The sequence below is a fragment of the Streptomyces sp. AC512_CC834 genome, from assembly GCF_019049325.1.
Lineage (GTDB): Bacteria > Actinomycetota > Actinomycetes > Streptomycetales > Streptomycetaceae > Streptomyces.
Genome location: NZ_JAGMUO010000060.1, coordinates 100,412 through 115,817 on the forward strand (window position 1 = coordinate 100,412; position 15,406 = coordinate 115,817).

General features: G+C 71.0%; 18 protein-coding genes and 1 pseudogene. 11 read left to right on the forward strand and 8 right to left on the reverse strand.

Annotated features, from left to right (window positions below):
- Nucleotides 1-53: 53 nt before the first annotated feature.
- The 4 genes from KUM40_RS21265 to KUM40_RS21280 all read left to right on the forward strand — a co-directional run bounded on the left by KUM40_RS21265 (nt 54) and on the right by KUM40_RS21280 (nt 2,952).
- Nucleotides 54-1,214 carry a family 2 encapsulin nanocompartment cargo protein polyprenyl transferase gene (locus KUM40_RS21265; protein ID WP_217167608.1) on the forward strand — a complete coding sequence of 387 codons (1,161 nt, stop codon included), beginning with the start codon at nt 54-56 and terminating at the stop codon, nt 1,212-1,214.
- Between the two features lie 203 nt (nt 1,215-1,417).
- On the forward strand, nt 1,418-2,047 hold the full coding sequence (locus tag KUM40_RS21270; RefSeq protein WP_217167674.1) for an N-acetyltransferase: 630 nt from the start codon (nt 1,418-1,420) through the stop codon (nt 2,045-2,047).
- A gap of 72 nt (nt 2,048-2,119) precedes the next feature.
- Entirely contained in the window at nt 2,120-2,704 is a 585-nt protein-coding gene (locus KUM40_RS21275; protein WP_217167609.1) for a dihydrofolate reductase family protein, read from the forward strand.
- Nucleotides 2,705-2,730: 26 nt separating this feature from the next.
- Entirely contained in the window at nt 2,731-2,952 is a 222-nt protein-coding gene (locus tag KUM40_RS21280) for a hypothetical protein (protein WP_217167610.1), read from the forward strand.
- 107 nt (nt 2,953-3,059) lie between these two features.
- On the opposite strand, the gene sodN is transcribed toward KUM40_RS21280, so the two are convergent.
- Entirely contained in the window at nt 3,060-3,455 is a 396-nt protein-coding gene (gene sodN / locus KUM40_RS21285) for a superoxide dismutase, Ni (RefSeq protein WP_217167611.1), read from the reverse strand.
- 145 nt (nt 3,456-3,600) lie between these two features.
- Here sodN and sodX point away from each other — a divergent pair, with 145 nt between their 5' ends.
- Nucleotides 3,601-4,038: a nickel-type superoxide dismutase maturation protease gene (gene sodX, locus KUM40_RS21290; RefSeq protein WP_217167612.1), complete on the forward strand. Its 438-nt coding sequence runs from the start codon at nt 3,601-3,603 to the stop codon at nt 4,036-4,038.
- Here the strand turns inward: sodX and KUM40_RS21295 are convergent.
- A complete protein-coding gene (locus KUM40_RS21295) occupies nt 3,942-4,571 on the reverse strand; it encodes an ABATE domain-containing protein (RefSeq protein WP_217167613.1) in 630 nt (209 codons plus the stop codon). The genes sodX and KUM40_RS21295 overlap by 97 nt on opposite strands.
- A 98-nt stretch (nt 4,572-4,669) precedes the next feature.
- On the opposite strand from KUM40_RS21295, the gene KUM40_RS21300 reads away from it, so the two are divergent.
- Complete coding sequence (locus KUM40_RS21300; protein ID WP_217167614.1) at nt 4,670-5,464, forward strand: trans-aconitate 2-methyltransferase; 795 nt, start codon at nt 4,670-4,672, stop codon at nt 5,462-5,464.
- 93 nt (nt 5,465-5,557) lie between these two features.
- Here KUM40_RS21300 and KUM40_RS21305 read toward each other — a convergent pair whose 3' ends face one another.
- The 3 genes from KUM40_RS21305 to KUM40_RS21315 are packed head-to-tail and all read right to left on the reverse strand — an operon-like array spanning nt 5,558 to nt 8,259.
- A complete protein-coding gene (locus tag KUM40_RS21305) occupies nt 5,558-6,319 on the reverse strand; it encodes an amino acid ABC transporter ATP-binding protein (protein WP_302180884.1) in 762 nt (253 codons plus the stop codon).
- Entirely contained in the window at nt 6,316-7,266 is a 951-nt protein-coding gene (locus tag KUM40_RS21310; protein ID WP_217167615.1) for an amino acid ABC transporter permease, read from the reverse strand. Before KUM40_RS21310 ends, KUM40_RS21305 begins: the two co-directional genes overlap by 4 nt.
- Before the next feature lie 30 nt (nt 7,267-7,296).
- Nucleotides 7,297-8,259 carry an ABC transporter substrate-binding protein gene (locus tag KUM40_RS21315; protein WP_217167616.1) on the reverse strand — a complete coding sequence of 321 codons (963 nt, stop codon included), beginning with the start codon at nt 8,257-8,259 and terminating at the stop codon, nt 7,297-7,299.
- Between the two features lie 641 nt (nt 8,260-8,900).
- Between KUM40_RS21315 and KUM40_RS21320 the strand changes: the two genes are divergently transcribed.
- The 4 genes from KUM40_RS21320 (at nt 8,901) to KUM40_RS21335 (ending at nt 12,152) form a co-directional block, all read left to right on the forward strand.
- The gene (locus KUM40_RS21320; RefSeq protein WP_217167617.1) at nt 8,901-10,130 is read left to right on the forward strand and encodes an NADP-dependent malic enzyme; all 1,230 of its coding nucleotides are present in this window, start codon (nt 8,901-8,903) and stop codon (nt 10,128-10,130) included.
- Nucleotides 10,131-10,292: 162 nt separating this feature from the next.
- Nucleotides 10,293-11,258 carry a zinc-binding dehydrogenase gene (locus KUM40_RS21325; RefSeq protein WP_217167618.1) on the forward strand — a complete coding sequence of 322 codons (966 nt, stop codon included), beginning with the start codon at nt 10,293-10,295 and terminating at the stop codon, nt 11,256-11,258.
- A 121-nt stretch (nt 11,259-11,379) separates the two neighbouring features.
- Nucleotides 11,380-11,589: a helix-turn-helix domain-containing protein gene (locus tag KUM40_RS21330; RefSeq protein WP_217167619.1), complete on the forward strand. Its 210-nt coding sequence runs from the start codon at nt 11,380-11,382 to the stop codon at nt 11,587-11,589.
- Complete coding sequence (locus KUM40_RS21335) at nt 11,589-12,152, forward strand: Clp protease N-terminal domain-containing protein (RefSeq protein ID WP_217167620.1); 564 nt, start codon at nt 11,589-11,591, stop codon at nt 12,150-12,152. Before KUM40_RS21330 ends, KUM40_RS21335 begins: the two co-directional genes overlap by 1 nt.
- Nucleotides 12,153-12,309: 157 nt before the next feature.
- Here the strand turns inward: KUM40_RS21335 and KUM40_RS21340 are convergent, their stop codons facing one another.
- Nucleotides 12,310-13,395: a PadR family transcriptional regulator gene (locus KUM40_RS21340; RefSeq protein ID WP_217167621.1), complete on the reverse strand. Its 1,086-nt coding sequence runs from the start codon at nt 13,393-13,395 to the stop codon at nt 12,310-12,312.
- 1 nt (nt 13,396) lies between these two features.
- The gene (locus KUM40_RS21345; protein WP_217167676.1) at nt 13,397-14,347 is read right to left on the reverse strand and encodes a DUF4097 family beta strand repeat-containing protein; all 951 of its coding nucleotides are present in this window, start codon (nt 14,345-14,347) and stop codon (nt 13,397-13,399) included.
- Nucleotides 14,348-14,484: 137 nt separating this feature from the next.
- Here KUM40_RS21345 and KUM40_RS41510 point away from each other — a divergent pair.
- Nucleotides 14,485-15,092 (forward strand): annotated as a pseudogene (locus tag KUM40_RS41510) (hypothetical protein).
- 21 nt (nt 15,093-15,113) lie between these two features.
- Here KUM40_RS41510 and KUM40_RS21350 read toward each other — a convergent pair.
- Entirely contained in the window at nt 15,114-15,296 is a 183-nt protein-coding gene (locus KUM40_RS21350) for a DUF6104 family protein (RefSeq protein WP_217167622.1), read from the reverse strand.
- Nucleotides 15,297-15,406: the final 110 nt, after the last annotated feature.

Here is a 15,406-nt window from a genome sequence, read left to right on the forward strand (position 1 = left end):
CCCGGGCGGGTACACCCCGGGGGTGCGGACGGGCCCAGGGGGAAGGTGAGTCCATGACGGAGACACGGCGCGGCGCCACCGCGACGCGTCGCTCCACCGGAACGCCGGAAGGGCACGGGCCCATCGGCACGCAGCGGGACGAAGAGCCGGGAGCGCCGCCCGCCGGGCAGGGGCAGGCGGTGTCCGAAGGGCAGGAGGCGGCGGTGCTCCTGAGGGAGTCCCGGGCGTCGGTCGACCCCGAACTGCGCTCCGCCATCGCGTCGCTGCCCGACTCGATGCGCCGCGTCGCGCTCTACCACTTCGGCTGGCAGCACGCTGACGGCACGCCCGCGGCGGGAAACGCGGGCAAGGCGATCCGTCCCGCGCTGGTCCTCACGGCGGCGACCGCGCTCGGCGGGCCCGGGGCACGGGCTGCGGCCGGGCGGGCCGCGGCGGCGGTGGAGCTGGTCCACAACTTCACCCTGCTGCACGACGACGTGATGGACCGGGACGCCACCAGGCGTCATCGGCCGACCGCGTGGACCGTGTTCGGCGACGCCGACGCGATCCTCGCCGGGGACGCCCTCCAGGCGCTCGCCCTGCGGCTGCTCGCCGCGGACCCGCACCCGGCGTCCGCGGCGGCGGCCGCCCGGCTCGCCGACTGCGTCATGGAGTTGTGCGAGGGCCAGCACGCGGACACGGCCATGGAACGGCGCCCGCCGGGCGAGGTCACCCTCGACGAGACGCTCGCCATGGCCGAGGCCAAGACGGGCGCCCTGCTGGGGTGCGCCTGTGCCCTCGGCGCGCTGTACGCCGGTGCCGCCGTGGAGGACGTCGAGGCCCTGGACGCCTTCGGCCGTGAGGCCGGGCTGGCCTTCCAGCTCATCGACGACGTCATCGGCATATGGGGCGACCCGCGCCACACCGGCAAGCCGGCCGGTGCGGACCTGGCCGCCCGCAAGAAGTCCCTGCCGGTGGTCGCCGCCCTCACCTCGGGCACCCCGGCCGCCGTCGAACTCGCCGAGCTGTACGCGGCACCGTACGACGAGGACAAGGAGGACCTGGAGCACACCGCTCTGGCGGTGGAGCGGGCCGGTGGCCGGGACTGGGCGCAGGTTCAGGCGGCCGACCGGATGGCGAGAGCCATGCAGGAACTGGCCCGTGCCGTGCCCGAGCCGGAGGCGGCGGGCGGCCTGCTCGCGCTGGCCGAGTTCGTGACCCGGCGCAGCACCTGACGGCTGATGGCTGACGGCCACCGCGGCCGCGCAAGACCCCGGAGCCCGTGCAGGGCCGTACGGTACCTGACCGACGTACGGCCGCACCGCCGACGGCTCCGGTCCGGCGGGTCCCGCACTTCCCCACGGTGTGCGGGGCCCGCCCCTCGCCCTTAGGCTCAACCGCCGTACGTGTGAGCGATGTTGAGTCGAAGGGGCTGGGCATGGGTGTGGTGATCCGGACGGCGGGGGAGGACGACCGGGAACGGGTCGTCCGGCTGCTGGACGAGGCCTTCCAGGACGATCCGGTGAGCAGTTGGGTCTTTCCGGGCGAGGAGTACCGCCGCCGGACCCACCACCGGCTCATGGCCGCTTTCGCCGACGCCGTGTTCGCCGACGGGTGGATCGATCTCACCGAGGACGGCGCGGCCTGCGCGCTGTGGCTGCCCGTCCCCGCGGACGAGCACGCCGACGCCGAGCCGAACGACGACGGGTCCGAGGAGGACGCCGAGGACGGCCCCGCACAGGTGCGCGAGGCCGTCGACCCGGAGAACGAGCGCGTCGAGCGGATAGCCCGGCTGACCGCCGGCATCCACCCCTCCGGCCGGGCCCACGCGTACCTGTGGATGATCGGCGTGGCCCCCGGACGGCAGGGCGAGGGGCTGGGCACCGCGCTGATCGGGAGCGTCCTCGACCGCTGCGACCGCGAAGGGCTGCCCGCTTACCTGGAGGCGAGCAGTGCCCGCGGCAGGGTGCTGTACGAACGCCTCGGCTTCGAGTTCACCGGCCGGGCGCTGGACCTGCCGGACGGCCCCCGGATGTGGCCGATGTGGCGCGAGCCGCGGACTCGGTAATCGATGTCCGAACAACTACACGTGGAGTACTGTGGATGTAGTGGTCAAGAGGTCAAGACGAAGGAGACCGGCTTGCGCAAACTCACGTACTTCATCGCCTGCTCGATCGACGGCTTCATCGGCGGCCCGGACGGCGACGCGTCGTTCATGGTCCCGTTCGTCGACGACGAGTTCTTCGGGTTCCTGAAGTCGGAGTATCCGGAGACGCTGCCGACGCACGGCCGTCGGCCGCTGGGCATCGACGATCTGCCGAACAGGCGGTTCGACACGATCGTTCAGGGCCGGGCCAGCTACGACCTGGCGCTCAAGGAGGGCATCACCAGCCCCTACGCACACCTGCGCGAGTACGTCGCCTCGCGCACGCTCACCACGTCGCCCGATCCGAACGTCGAGATCATCTCGACGGACCTGGTCGGCAGGGTCCGCGAGCTGAAGGCCGAGGGCAGCGCCCTCGGCATCTATCTGTGCGGTGGAGCGGCCGTCGCAGGCGAGCTGGTCGACGAGGTCGACGAGCTGGTCGTCAAGACCTACCCGGTGATCCTCGGGACCGGCATGCCCATGTTCCGTTCCGGCTTCGAGGTCTCCGAGTTCGTGCCGGACTCGGTGCGTACCTTCGGCAACGGTGTCGTGGTGCGGACGTACCACAGGAAGCGCTGAGCGGTCGGCCGTTCTAACCTGGAGGTATGGACAGCGACACGTACGCCTGTCCCGTTTGCGGACAGCCAGTCGAATCGGTCGTCCGGCGCCACAAGACGCTGGGCGCGTGGGTCCCGACATGGGTGCCCGGCCCGTGCCGCAACCCGAAGTGCGGGGAAGGCCCCGAGCAGGACGCCCGGGGCGCCGACCCCGAGGCGCGGCCCAGGACCGCGGAACCCTCCCCGGAGACGGTCACGGACCACCCCTGACCACGACAACGCCGAAGGGGCCCGGCCAGGGTGGCGGCCGGGCCCCTTCGGGCTGTCCTGCGGCCTGCGATGGTGCACCGATCGCGGGCCTGAACGCTGACGGGTCGTCAGGCCTTCTTCGTCTCCCAGAAGATCTTGTCGATCTGGGCGATGTAGTCCAGGGCCTTCTGGCCGGTCGCCGGGTCCTTCGAGCCCTTGGCGGTCGACAGAGCCTTGAGGGTGTCGTTGACCAACTGGTGCAGCTCCGGGTACTTCTCGAAGTGCGGGGGCTTGAAGTAGTCGCTCCACAGCACGGAGACGTGGTGCTTCGCGAGCTCGGCGCGCTGCTCCTTGATGACCGTGGCACGCGTCTGGAAGTGCGGGTCGTCGTTGCCGGCCATCTTCTCCTGGACGGCCTTCACCGACTCCGCCTCGATGCGGGCCTGGGCCGGGTCGTACACGCCGCAGGGCAGGTCGCAGTGGGCGCTGACCGTGACCTTGGGGGCAAACAGGCGGGAAAGCATGAAGCGTTCCTTCCTCGTGATCGTCTTCTCAGGGGGGACATTACTCCCTGGGAGACCCGATTTCGCGAGTGCCCCCGTGGGCTTAGGACAAAAGTCCGGGGTGAGACTGAGACTGGTGGAGGAAAGACCGGGGAGGTGCCGGGTGATGCCGGAGCAACTGTCGCAGGAGACCGAGCGCGCCAGAGGGGCGCTGCCCTTCGGGCCGGCCGAGGTGACCGGCCCGTCGATGGTGCCCACGTTGCACCACGGGGACGTGCTGCTCGTGCACTGGGGGGCGCGGGTCCGGCCGGGTGACGTGGTCGTGCTGCGGCATCCCTTCCAGCAGGACCTGCTCGTGGTCAAGCGGGCGGCCGAACGGCGCGGGGCCGGCTGGTGGGTGCTCGGGGACAACGCGTTCGCGGGCGGGGACAGCACCGACTACGGGGTCGTGCCGCAGGACCTCGTGCTCGGCAGGGTGCGGCTGCGGTACCGGCCGCCGCGGGCGGGTCAGCGCTCGCCGTTCGCCGTGGTCCGCTGGGTGCTGTCGGCGGTCAGGCCGGTGCCGGCCGACCGGTCCGCCTCCAGGCGCTTGCGGGCGCGGTAGGCCGCCACGTTGGCGCGGGTGGCGCAGCGGTCGGAGCAGTAGCGCCGGGAGCGGTTGGTGGAGGTGTCCAGGTAGGCGTTGCGGCAGGGGGCCGCCTCGCACAGACCCAGCCGGTCCACGCCGTACTCGGTGAGGTGGAAGGCCAGGCCCATCGCCGCGATGGCCGCGAATCCGGCGGTCGCGTTGGACGGGTGGTCCGCCAGGTGCATGTGCCACAGCGGGCTGCCGTCGTCGGCGCGGTGGTCGTGGCCGGAGATCTGCGGGCTCACCGGGAACTCCAGGAGCAGCGAGTTCAGCAGGTCCACGGCCAGGGTCTCGTCGCCTCCGTCGGCCGCCTCGAAGACCGAGCGCAGCCGTCCCCGGACCGAGCGGAACCGCGTCACGTCGGTGTCGGTCGCGCGCCGGGCCGCCGACTGGTTGGCGCCGAAGAGCTCACGGACGGCCTCCACCGAGGTCAGGGAGTCCTGCCCCCGGGCCGGTTCCTCGGTGTTGACGAGACGCACGGCGTAATCCGAGTAATAGGCCAGTTCCACTTGTAGTCCTTACGAAGGGGCTCTAGGGTCGTGCCTGCGGTCAGTAATGGCTGATCGTGCTTCTAGGGTATTACGTCACGCAGGCACGGAGGGACCCGATGACGGACGCGGACACCACCACCACGACTACCACCACTACCACCACGCCCGGTGCCGACTGGCAGGCGTGGCAGCAGAGCTGGGACCGGCAGCAGGAGTGGTACATGCCGGACCGCGAGGACCGTTTCCGGATCATGCTCGACATGGTCGAGGCACTCGTCGGCCCCGCACCGCGCGTGCTCGACCTGGCCTGCGGCACCGGCACCATCTCGGCCCGGCTGCTCGCCCGGTTCCCGGAGGCCACCAGCACGGGCGTGGACCTCGACCCCGCGCTCCTCGCCATCGCCGAGGGCACCTTCGCGGGCGACGAGCGGGTCTCCTTCGTCACCGCCGACCTCAAGGACCCCGACTGGCCGGCGAAGCTGCCGTACGACTCGTACGACGCCGTCCTGACCGCCACGGCCCTGCACTGGTTCCACGCCGAACCCCTCGCGGATCTCTACGGTCGGGTCGCGGGGCTGGTCCGCGACGGTGGTGTCTTCATGAACGCGGACCACATGATCGACGACACGACGCCCCGGATCAACGCGGCGGAGCGCGCGCAACGGCACGCGCGGATGGACGCCGCCAGGGGCGAGGGCGCGCTCGACTGGTCCGAGTGGTGGCAGCTCGCCGCCAAGGACCCCGTGCTCGCCGGGCCCACCGCCCGCCGCTTCGAGATCTACGGCGAGCACGCCGACGGTGAGATGCCCTCGGCGGCGTGGCACGCGCGCGTGCTGCGCGAGAAGGGCTTCGGCGAGGCGCGGCCGGTGTGGTGCTCGCCGTCGGACACGTTGCTGCTCGCACTGAAGTAGGCGAACGCCGAGGGGGGTGGTGCGGGAATCCCGCACCACCCCCCTCGGCGTTTCGTACCGTCAGGGCGCCGTCAGAGCACCTTCAGAGCACCTTCAGAGCACCTTGGACAGGAACGCCTTCGTCCGTTCGTGCTGCGGGTCGGTCAGGACGTCGCGCGGCCTGCCCGACTCGACGACCGCGCCGTCGTCCATGAAGACCAGGCTGTCGCCGACCTCGCGGGCGAAGCCCATCTCGTGGGTGACGACGACCATCGTCATGCCGGACTCGGCGAGGTCGCGCATGACGTCGAGGACGTCGCCGACCAGCTCCGGGTCCAGCGCCGAGGTCGGCTCGTCGAACAGCATCAGCTTCGGGTCCATCGCCAGGGCCCGCGCGATCGCGACCCGCTGCTGCTGGCCGCCGGAGAGCTGCGAGGGGTAGTTGACGGCCTTGTCGCCCAGGCCCACGCGCTCCATGAGCCCGCGTGCCCGGTCCCTGGACTGGGCCCTGCTCATGCCCTTGACCTGGATCGGCGCCTCCATGACGTTCTCCAGCGCGGTCATGTGCGGGAACAGGTTGAAGCGCTGGAAGACCATGCCGATGTCCCGGCGCTTGACGGCGACCTCGCTGTCCTTCAGCTCGTAGAGCTTGTCACCCTTCTGGCGGTAGCCGACCAGCTCGCCGTCGACGTAGAGCCGCCCGGCGTTGATCTTCTCCAGGTGGTTGATGCAGCGCAGGAAGGTCGACTTGCCGGAGCCCGAGGGGCCGATGAGGCAGAACACCTCGCCGGACTTCACCTCCAGGTCGATGCCCTTGAGCACCTCCAAGGGACCGAAGGACTTGTGGACGCCCTCGGCCTTGACCATGGCGGTCATGCGGCACCTCCTGTCGTGCGGGAGCGGTTCGACAGGGACAGCAGGTTCGCCCTGATCTTCTGCATCGGAGTCGCCGGCAGGCTGCGGCTGGAGCCGCGCGCGTAGTAACGCTCCAGGTAGTACTGCCCCACGCTGAAGAGCGAGGTCAGCAGCAGGTACCAGGCCGCCGCCAGGAACAGCATCTCGGCCGGGGCGCCGGAGGTCTGGCCGATGTTCTGGGCGACCCGGAACAACTCGGCGTACTGGACGACCGACACCAGCGAGGTCGTCTTCAGCATGTTGATGACCTCGTTGCCCGTCGGCGGCACGATCACGCGCATCGCCTGCGGAACCACGATCCGGCGCAGCGTCTTGGCGTGGCTCATGCCGAGCGCGTGCGCCGCCTCGGTCTGGCCCTCGTCGACCGCGAGCAGACCGGCACGGCAGATCTCCGCCATGTACGCGGCCTCGTTCAGACCCAGACCCAGCAGCGCCGTCAGGAACGGCGTCATGAAGTCCGACCACTCGTCGCGGTAGAACGGGCCGAGGTTGATGTACTCGAAGACCAGGCCGAGGTTGAACCAGACGACAAGCTGCACCAGGACGGGCGTGCCGCGGAAGAACCAGATGTAGAACCACGAGATGGACGAGGTCACCGGGTTCTTCGACAGCCGCATCACGGCGAGCAGGATGCCGCCGACGACGCCGATCAGCATCGCCAGGACGGTGATCAGGAGCGTCTTGCCCATGCCCGTCAGAATGCGGTCGTCGAAGAAGTAGTCCGGGATCGCACCCCAGTTGATCTTGCCCTGGGAGAACGCGTAGACGACCGTGGCCAGCAGCGCGATCGCGACGACCGCGGAGACGTACCGTCCGTAGTGCCGGACCGGGATGGCCTTGATGGCCTCCGGCCCGGCCGGCGGGGTGCCGTCGGGGCCGCCCGTCGTCTTGTCTATGTCAACAGTCACGGATGTTGCCTTTCAGTGCCCGCCGCGCGGTCACTTGCCGCCGTTGATGGTGGCCTCCGTGACGGCGCCTTCCGCCACGCCCCACTTCTCCATGATCTTCTTGTACTCGCCGTTCGCGATCACCGCGTCCACCGCCGCCTTCAGGGCGTCCCGCAGTTGCGTGTTGTCCTTGGCGACCGCGATGCCGTACGGGGCGGCCTCGACCTGCTCGCCGACGATCTGGAAGTCCTTGCCGCCGCCGGAGGTCTTCACCGCGTACGCCGCGACCGGGAAGTCGGAGGAACCGGCGTCCGCGCCGCCCGCGCGCAGGCGGGTCTGGGCCTGCTGGTCGTTGTCGAAGGCCTCCATGGAGATCTTCTTGCCGGCCGGACACTTCTCGTTCTCGGCCTTGGCGAGGTCTTCGGAGACCGTGCCGCGCTGGAGCACGAGCTTCTTGCCGCAGAGGTCCTTCCAGGTCTTGATGCCCTGGTCGTCACCCTTCTTGGTGTAGATCGAGACACCGGCGGTGAAGTAGTCGACGAAGTCGACGCCCTGGCCGACCTTCTTGCCGGTGTCGGCGTCGATGCCCTCCTGGCGGTTCTTCGTGTCGGTCATCGCGGACATGGCGATGTCGTACCGCTTGGAGCGCAGACCGGTGATCAGGGTGTCGAAGGTGCCGTTCTCGAACTCGAACGTCACGCCGAGCTGCTTGCCCAGCGCGTCCGCGAGGTCGGGGTCGATGCCGACCGTCTTGCCGGACTTGTCCTTGAACTCGACCGGGGCGTACGCGATGTCGGAGCCGACCTTGATGGTGCCCCTGTCGCGGATGGACTGCGGCAGCTTGTCGGCCAGCGGAGCACCGCTCGAGGACTGGTTGTCGCTGCTGCCGGAGTCGCTGCCCTCGGTCTGGTCGCCGCATCCGGTGAGCAGCAGGGCGCCTGCGACCGCGATCGCACCGACCGCTGCTAGCCGGGAGTGCGCGGCGGTCGTACGACGGGTGGAGCTTGCGGTCATGGTGGGTTCCTCCGGCGGATGAGGGAGTTGCCGATGGGGACGGTGGAGTTCCGGTGGGACGCGGCGCCGGCCGGGGGACCGGCAGGCGCCGTGGGTCGACGAGAGCACACACCTTCGAGTGCCGCGACCTCGTGCGATTACGGCATCTTGCCATTCGGACTCGGCCATTCAGTGGGGCCGTCATGTCAAAATCGGATAACGGGTCACCCCCCGAACCGCACCAGGTCGGTACATCACGACCGAACCTTTACGGGAATCTGCCCTTCCAGCCGGAAGATCTGCGGAATTTCTCGTTATCCGAGCATGGATCGCGGGTGAGCGGGGCTGTCGAAGGTGCCGCCCCCAGGTCTGTCAAGAGGCGCCGGAAGGTTGTCCGGAACCCTGGCTATGAGCCATGTCACCGACATGCGGCGTTCGGGGTCCGACATGTGAGCTTGCGCTTATCGGACTCGTCGTGGGGGGCGTCCGTCGGGTAAGAAGGTTCTTTACACCCCTCATCAGGGGCTCAGGGCGCGTGTGCGGCGCGCCCGTCGCGCGGGGGCCCATGTGGCCCGTACAGCCATCTTCCTGCGCGGTGCCCGCCCATTCCTCACCAGGAGTGGACAACCCTCAAACCATGAACTCTTAAGGGGTAAGACAAAGTGGCAGCGGAGATCGTCAATCCTCGCAGCGACAGCGACGCCGGTGCGGAGCAGGAGGCGGGCGCCGAGCCCCTCGACTCCTTCGACCCCGCGTTCGCGCTGCACCGCGGCGGCAAGATGGCCGTGCAGGCCACCGTGCCGGTCCGCGACAAGGACGACCTGTCCCTGGCGTACACGCCCGGCGTCGCGAAAGTGTGCAGCGCGATCGCCGAGCAGCCCGACCTCGTCCACGACTACACCTGGAAGTCGTCGGTCGTCGCGGTCGTGACGGACGGTACGGCGGTGCTGGGACTCGGTGACATCGGGCCCGAGGCCTCCCTTCCGGTGATGGAGGGGAAGGCGATCCTCTTCAAGCAGTTCGGCGGCGTGGACGCGGTCCCGATCGCCCTGGACTGCACGGACGCCGACGACATCGTCGAGACCGTGGTCCGGCTCGCGCCCTCCTTCGGCGGCGTCAACCTGGAGGACATCTCGGCGCCGCGGTGCTTCGAGATCGAGCGCAAGCTCCAGGAGCGCCTGGACATCCCGGTCTTCCACGACGACCAGCACGGCACGGCGGTCGTGACGCTCGCGGCGCTGCGCAACGCGGCGCGGCTGAGCGGACGCACGCTCGGTGAGCTGCGCGCGGTGATCTCGGGCGCCGGCGCGGCCGGGGTCGCGATCGCCAGGATGCTGGTGGAGGCCGGCATCGGGGACGTCGCGGTCGCCGACCGCAAGGGCGTCGTCTCCGCCGACCGGGACGACCTGACCCCGGTCAAGCGGGAGCTGGCCGGCTTCACCAACAAGGGCGGACTGTCCGGCTCGCTGGAGGCGGCCCTGTCGGGCGCCGACGTCTTCATCGGCGTCTCCGGCGGTACGGTGCCGGAGCCGGCGGTGGCCTCGATGGCCGAGGGCGCGTTCGTCTTCGCCATGGCCAACCCGAACCCCGAGGTGCACCCGGAGGTCGCCCACAAGTACGCGGCGGTCGTCGCGACGGGGCGCTCGGACTTCCCGAACCAGATCAACAACGTCCTGGCGTTCCCGGGCATCTTCGCGGGCGCGCTCCAGGTGCGGGCGTCGCGGATCACCGAGGGCATGAAGCTCGCGGCGGCCGAGGCGCTGGCCTCCGTGGTGGGCGACGACCTCGCCGCGGACTACGTCATCCCCTCGCCCTTCGACGAGCGCGTGGCGCCGGCCGTGACGGCGGCGGTGGCGGCCGCGGCCCGGGCGGAGGGCGTCGCCCGCCGGTGACGGTGTGACGCGTGTACGGCGAACGGCCCCGTCCCTGAGGCGAACTCACGTGGTGGACGGGGCCGTTCGCCGTCCGCGGTACTTGAGGCGGGGTGGCAAGAGGGCGTGTGTCACACGGCCGCCCGGTTTCGGACGGCGGGCGTGGAACCTATCGTCAAGGTCATGTTCGCTGTCTACGCCGCCCGAATCGACCGCGACCAGCCGCTGACCGGCCTGGAGTCGGGAGAGCTTCCGGCTCCCGAGGCCCGCCCCGGCTGGAGTGTCGTCGACGTCAGGGCCGCCTCCCTCAACCACCACGACCTGTGGTCCCTGCGCGGCGTCGGCCTGCCCGAGGACCGGCTGCCGATGATCCTCGGCTGCGACGCCGCCGGGGTCGACGCGGACGGCAACGAGGTCGTCCTGCACTCCGTGATCGGCCAGACCGGCCACGGGGTCGGCCCGAAGGAGCCCCGCTCCATCCTCACCGAGCGCTACCCGGGGACGTTCGCCGGGCAGGTCGCCGTGCCGACCTGGAACATCCTGCCCAAGCCGAAGGAGCTCTCCTTCGAGGAGGCCGCCTGTCTGCCGACCGCCTGGCTGACGGCGTACCGGATGCTGTTCACCAACGCCGGGGTGCGTCCCGGTGACTCCGTACTGGTGCAGGGCGCCGGCGGCGGGGTCGCGACGGCGGCGATCGTGCTCGGCAGGGCGGCGGGGCTGCGGGTCTTCGCGACCAGCCGGGACGAGGCGAAGCGGAAGCGGGCCCTGGAGCTGGGGGCTGTCGAGGCCGTCGAGCCGGGCGCGCGGCTGCCGCAGCGGGTGGACGCCGTCATCGAGACCGTGGGCGCCGCCACCTGGTCCCACTCGGTGAAGTCGCTGCGGCCGGGCGGCACGCTCGTCATCTCCGGCGCCACCAGCGGCGACCGGCCCTCCCACGCCGAGCTGACCCGGATCTTCTTCCTGGAGCTCAAGGTCGTCGGCTCCACCATGGGCACCAAGGACGAGCTGGAGGATCTGCTGTCCTTCTGCGCCGCCACCGGGGTGCGTCCCGTCATCGACGAGGTGCTGCCGATGGACCGGGCCCGTGAGGGCTTCGAGCGGATGGCCTCCGGCGGGCAGTTCGGCAAGATCGTGCTCAGCAACTCCTGACACCTTCCTCTGCTCCAGGTACGGCGGGTCCGGGTCTCCGGGCCCGCCGTTCGCGTTCGTCACGTCATTCGTCGCGTCAACTGGGGTTGACATGAAGGGACTGTCAACCTAAGTTGACAGTATGAGTGAAGCAACGGATCTCGCCACGCGGGCGGGTGACCGCGACCCCCGGATCGGGCTGCGGGCCGTCGCCGCACTGCGGAGGCTGGTGGAGCAGTTGGAGGCGGTGCAGGTGCGCGGCGCGCGCCAACAGGGGTGGTCGTGGCAGGAGATCGCCACGGAACTCGGGGTCAGCAGGCAGGCCGTGCACAAGAAGTACGGGAGGCATTGATGTTCGAGCGATTCACGAAGGACGCCCGGGCGGTGGTGCAGGGCGCGGTCGAACACGCCGAAGAGGCGCGGGCGCAGACCGTCGAGGCCGAGCATCTGCTGCTCGCCCTGTTGGACCGGGAGGGCAGCCGCGCCTCCTTCGCACTGGCGGCGCTGGGTGTCGGCGAGCAGCGGGACGCGGTACGCCGGGCGCTGCGGGAGGCACGGCGGCGTGCCGGACTGTCGCAGGCCGACACCGAGGCCCTCGCCGGTCTGGGGATCGACGTCGGGGAGATCGTCGCCCGCGTGGAGGAGGCCCATGGCGTCGGCGCGATGTCCGGCGACGAGAAGGGCAGGCGCCGGTGGTCCGGGCACCGCGGCTTCGGCCGGGGCGCCAAGGAGATCCTGGAGAAGGCGCTGCGGGTCGCCGTCGCCCGACGCGACCGGCACATCGGCGACGAGCACCTCCTCCTCGCCCTGACCCTCCGACCGGGTGTGCCCGCCGAGGTGCTCGCCGACCACGGGGTGACCCACGAGTCGCTGACCAGGGTGCTGGGCGAGGGCACCGGGGAGGCCTGCGCCTGACCGGACGGGCGAGGGTGCCCCGGTGGCGGGTGGGGATGCCCTCGTGGCGAGCGGGTGCCCCGGTGACGGGCGGCGGCGCCCCGGTGACGGGCGGTGGTGCCCCGTGGCGGGCGCGGTGTCCCGGTGGAGGCTGGGTGCGCCGCGCCCTCAGTCGGTCTCAGGCCTTCGGTGCCCGCAGGGTCACCCCGATGTGCGCCGCGGCCGTCGACAGGTGGCGGCGGGCGTCGCGGAGCTGTTCGGCCGTGACGCCGTGGTCCCGGGCGGCGTCCCGGATGTCGTCCCGGAAGCGGTCGAGCAGCCGGTCCAGGTCGCGGGCCGGGTCGCCGGTGGAATCGGCGGCGTCCTCATGGGCCCAGGCCGGGGCGTACGCGGCGGGGAAGTCCTCCGGGGTGGTGGAGTACTCGGGGGCGGCGGAGTGCTCGGGCCGGTGGGTGGTGCTGCCGGTATCGGTGCGGCCGAAGCCCCAGTCCTTGCCGAACTCCTTCCCGAAGTCCTTTCCGAAGTCGCCGACCTCCTTGGCCAGCTCGCTCAGGCCCTCGCGCAGGCCCGTCGGCCAGTCGCCCCGCGAGAAGTGGTCCTGCACCTGTTCCTGCACGCGCTGGGTGATGCGCTGGACCTCTTCCTGTGCCTGGGCCCGGGCCCGCTCCTGGGCCTCCTTGGCCTGGCGCCGGGCGCGCTGGGCCTCGTCGCGGGCGCGGCGGCTCTCGTCCTTGGCACGGCGGGCCTGCTCCTTCCACTCCTGCTTGACCCGCCGCATCTCCTCCTTGGCGGCCCGCCAGGCCTCCTTCTCGTCGGTGTCCCCGGCACCGTCGGCGGAGCCGCTCCCCTCGCCGTGCGCCCCGGAGCCGGTGCCCCGGCGGGCCGCGGTGGCCGCGGCCCGCATCTCCCGCCGCAGATCCCCGGCCGCGCCCCGCACGTCGGCCCGGATCTCGGCGGCCAGCTCGGCGACCGACTCCCGGATCTCCAGCTCCAGGTCGGCCAGCTCACCGCTGCGGTCCGACAGCTCGGCGCGGCCGGCGTCCGTGATGGCGTACACCTTGCGGCCGCCCTCGGTGGTGTGGGTGACCAGGCCCTCCGCCTCCAGCTTGGCCAGGCGCGGATACACCGTGCCCGCCGACGGGGCGTAGAGGCCCTGGAAGCGCTCTTCGAGGAGGCGGATCACCTCGTAGCCGTGGCGCGGCGCCTCGTCCAGGAGCTTGAGGAGGTAGAGGCGCAGGCGGCCGTGGGCGAAGACGGGGGGCATGTCAGAGCACCTTCTTGTCGGTCGTGCCGTCCGACGGGGCGGCGGTGTCGCCGTGGTCCCGGACGGCAGCGGAATTGTCCCCCGAGTCGTCCGGCGCCTGGTCCGCCGGGCCGGTGTCCTGCGGCTCCCGCTCCCACGGCGCGTCACCCCTCGTCGGACGACGGAGCAGGGCGATCGAGCCGGAGACCGTGGTGGCCTTCAGCCGGCCGTTGCCCGCGCCGAGCCGGCCGGTGATGCGCTTGGCGCCCCACTGCCCGCCCACGCGGAGGTCCTCGAAGGCGCTGGAGACCGTGCCGCTGGCCGTGTTCGCCTCGATCCGGGCGTCGGCCGGCTGGGGCAGCCGGATGGCGATCTCGCCCGAGACGCTGTTCAGGCCGATGTCGGTGGGGCCGCCGGACGGGTCCAGGTCGACGATCATCGACCCGCTCACCGAGTCGGCCCGCACGGAGGAGCCCGCCTCCACCACCGTCAGGTCGCCCGAGACGGAGTTGAAGCGCAGGTCTCCGCCGAGGGCCTGCGCCTCCACGTTCCCCGAGACGGTGTCGGCGCGGACGGGGCCGGTGAGGCTCACCAGTGTGGTGTCCCCGGACACGCCCTTCACCTCGGTGGGCCCGTCGAGACCGGAGACGACTGCCGCGGCGCTGACCGCGCCCACCTCCACACGGGTGCCGGTCGGCACGGCCAGGGAGACGACCGCGCTGCGACGCCAGCCCTTGCGGTCCAGCCACTTGAGGAAGCCCTTCCAGGGCAGGTCCTCATAGGCCACTGTGAGCACACCGTCCCGGTGGGTCACGATCAGGGGCGGCCCCTCGATCTCGGAGACCTCAAGGCGGGCGGAACCTTCGTCGGTGCCCACCACGTTCACTGTTCCGCTGACGATGCGTACGTGGAGACGGTCCACGGACTCGTCGAAGGTGAGTTTCCTGGGCTCCGCGACGGACCACTCGGACATGGTGCAGACCTCCTCGACCGAACGCGCCATATCGCGTCCTCCGCAATTCACGATATATCGCGGACACGGAAAGTCAAGACACCCGTTCCGGTGAACAAGGACCGGCCGGGTGGACTGAACTGTCCTGGCTTGTGGATATGTCGACGGAAGAGTCCGTCGCCGCCGTTGCCCCGCTGCTGGGCGAAGGTATGCAGTTGGTCCGGGCGGGCGGCACGGCGGCGAACCGGTCGACCGCGTGGTCACCGGCTGGGCCGTGGCCTTCGCCGTCGGGGCCCGTGGCCCGTACTCGCCCTGTGGTGGGACGCCGACCGGGCCGCATTCAACCTCGCGTCCGGCTTCCGTCGCCCGGCGAGGACGAGGCGATGCGCACCTTCGCCACCCGGCTCGGTCTGGATCCGGTCCTGGACGTCCAGTCCCTGGACCGGCTGACCCTTCCCGATCCGGACGCCGCCGATCCGGACACCAGTCGGGCTCGACCCCGGCGAGGGCGCCGACCGCCTTGGGACGGTCGCCCGCGTCCTCCCCGGCACTCGCCGGACCGAGACCCTCGGACGCCGCCCGACCGCCCGCGAGAGCCGGCCGGCCGCCTGGCTGTCCTGGGTGGGCGGTCCGGGGCCCGCGCCCTGGGGCCGGCCCAGTTGGCGGCGGGCCTGCCGCTCATCGCCTGGGGTCTGCGGAGGGGGCACTGCTGATTGCGCACGGCGCACTCGGCACGGCTCAGTTCCGGTCCGAAGGACGCCCCTGAGCCCGAGGGGTCCGCGCGTGCCTACTCGTCCTCGTCCTCGTCGTCCAGTCGCGCCAGCCACGTCGCCAGCCGCTCCACCGGCACCTCGAAGTCGGGGTTCAGGTCGACGAAGGCCCGAAGCTGCTCGGCGAGCCACTCGAAGGTGACCTCCTCCTCGCCGCGCCGCTTCTCCAGCTCCTCGATGCCGCGGTCGGTGAAGTACATGGATCGTGCTCCGTCGGGTCTTTGCAGGGTTGGGAGTCTCCCGTGCGGGAAGAACCCTGTGCCTGCAGGGTGGAGAGATGGGGTCTTTCCGTCAGGTGTGAAGAAGACAG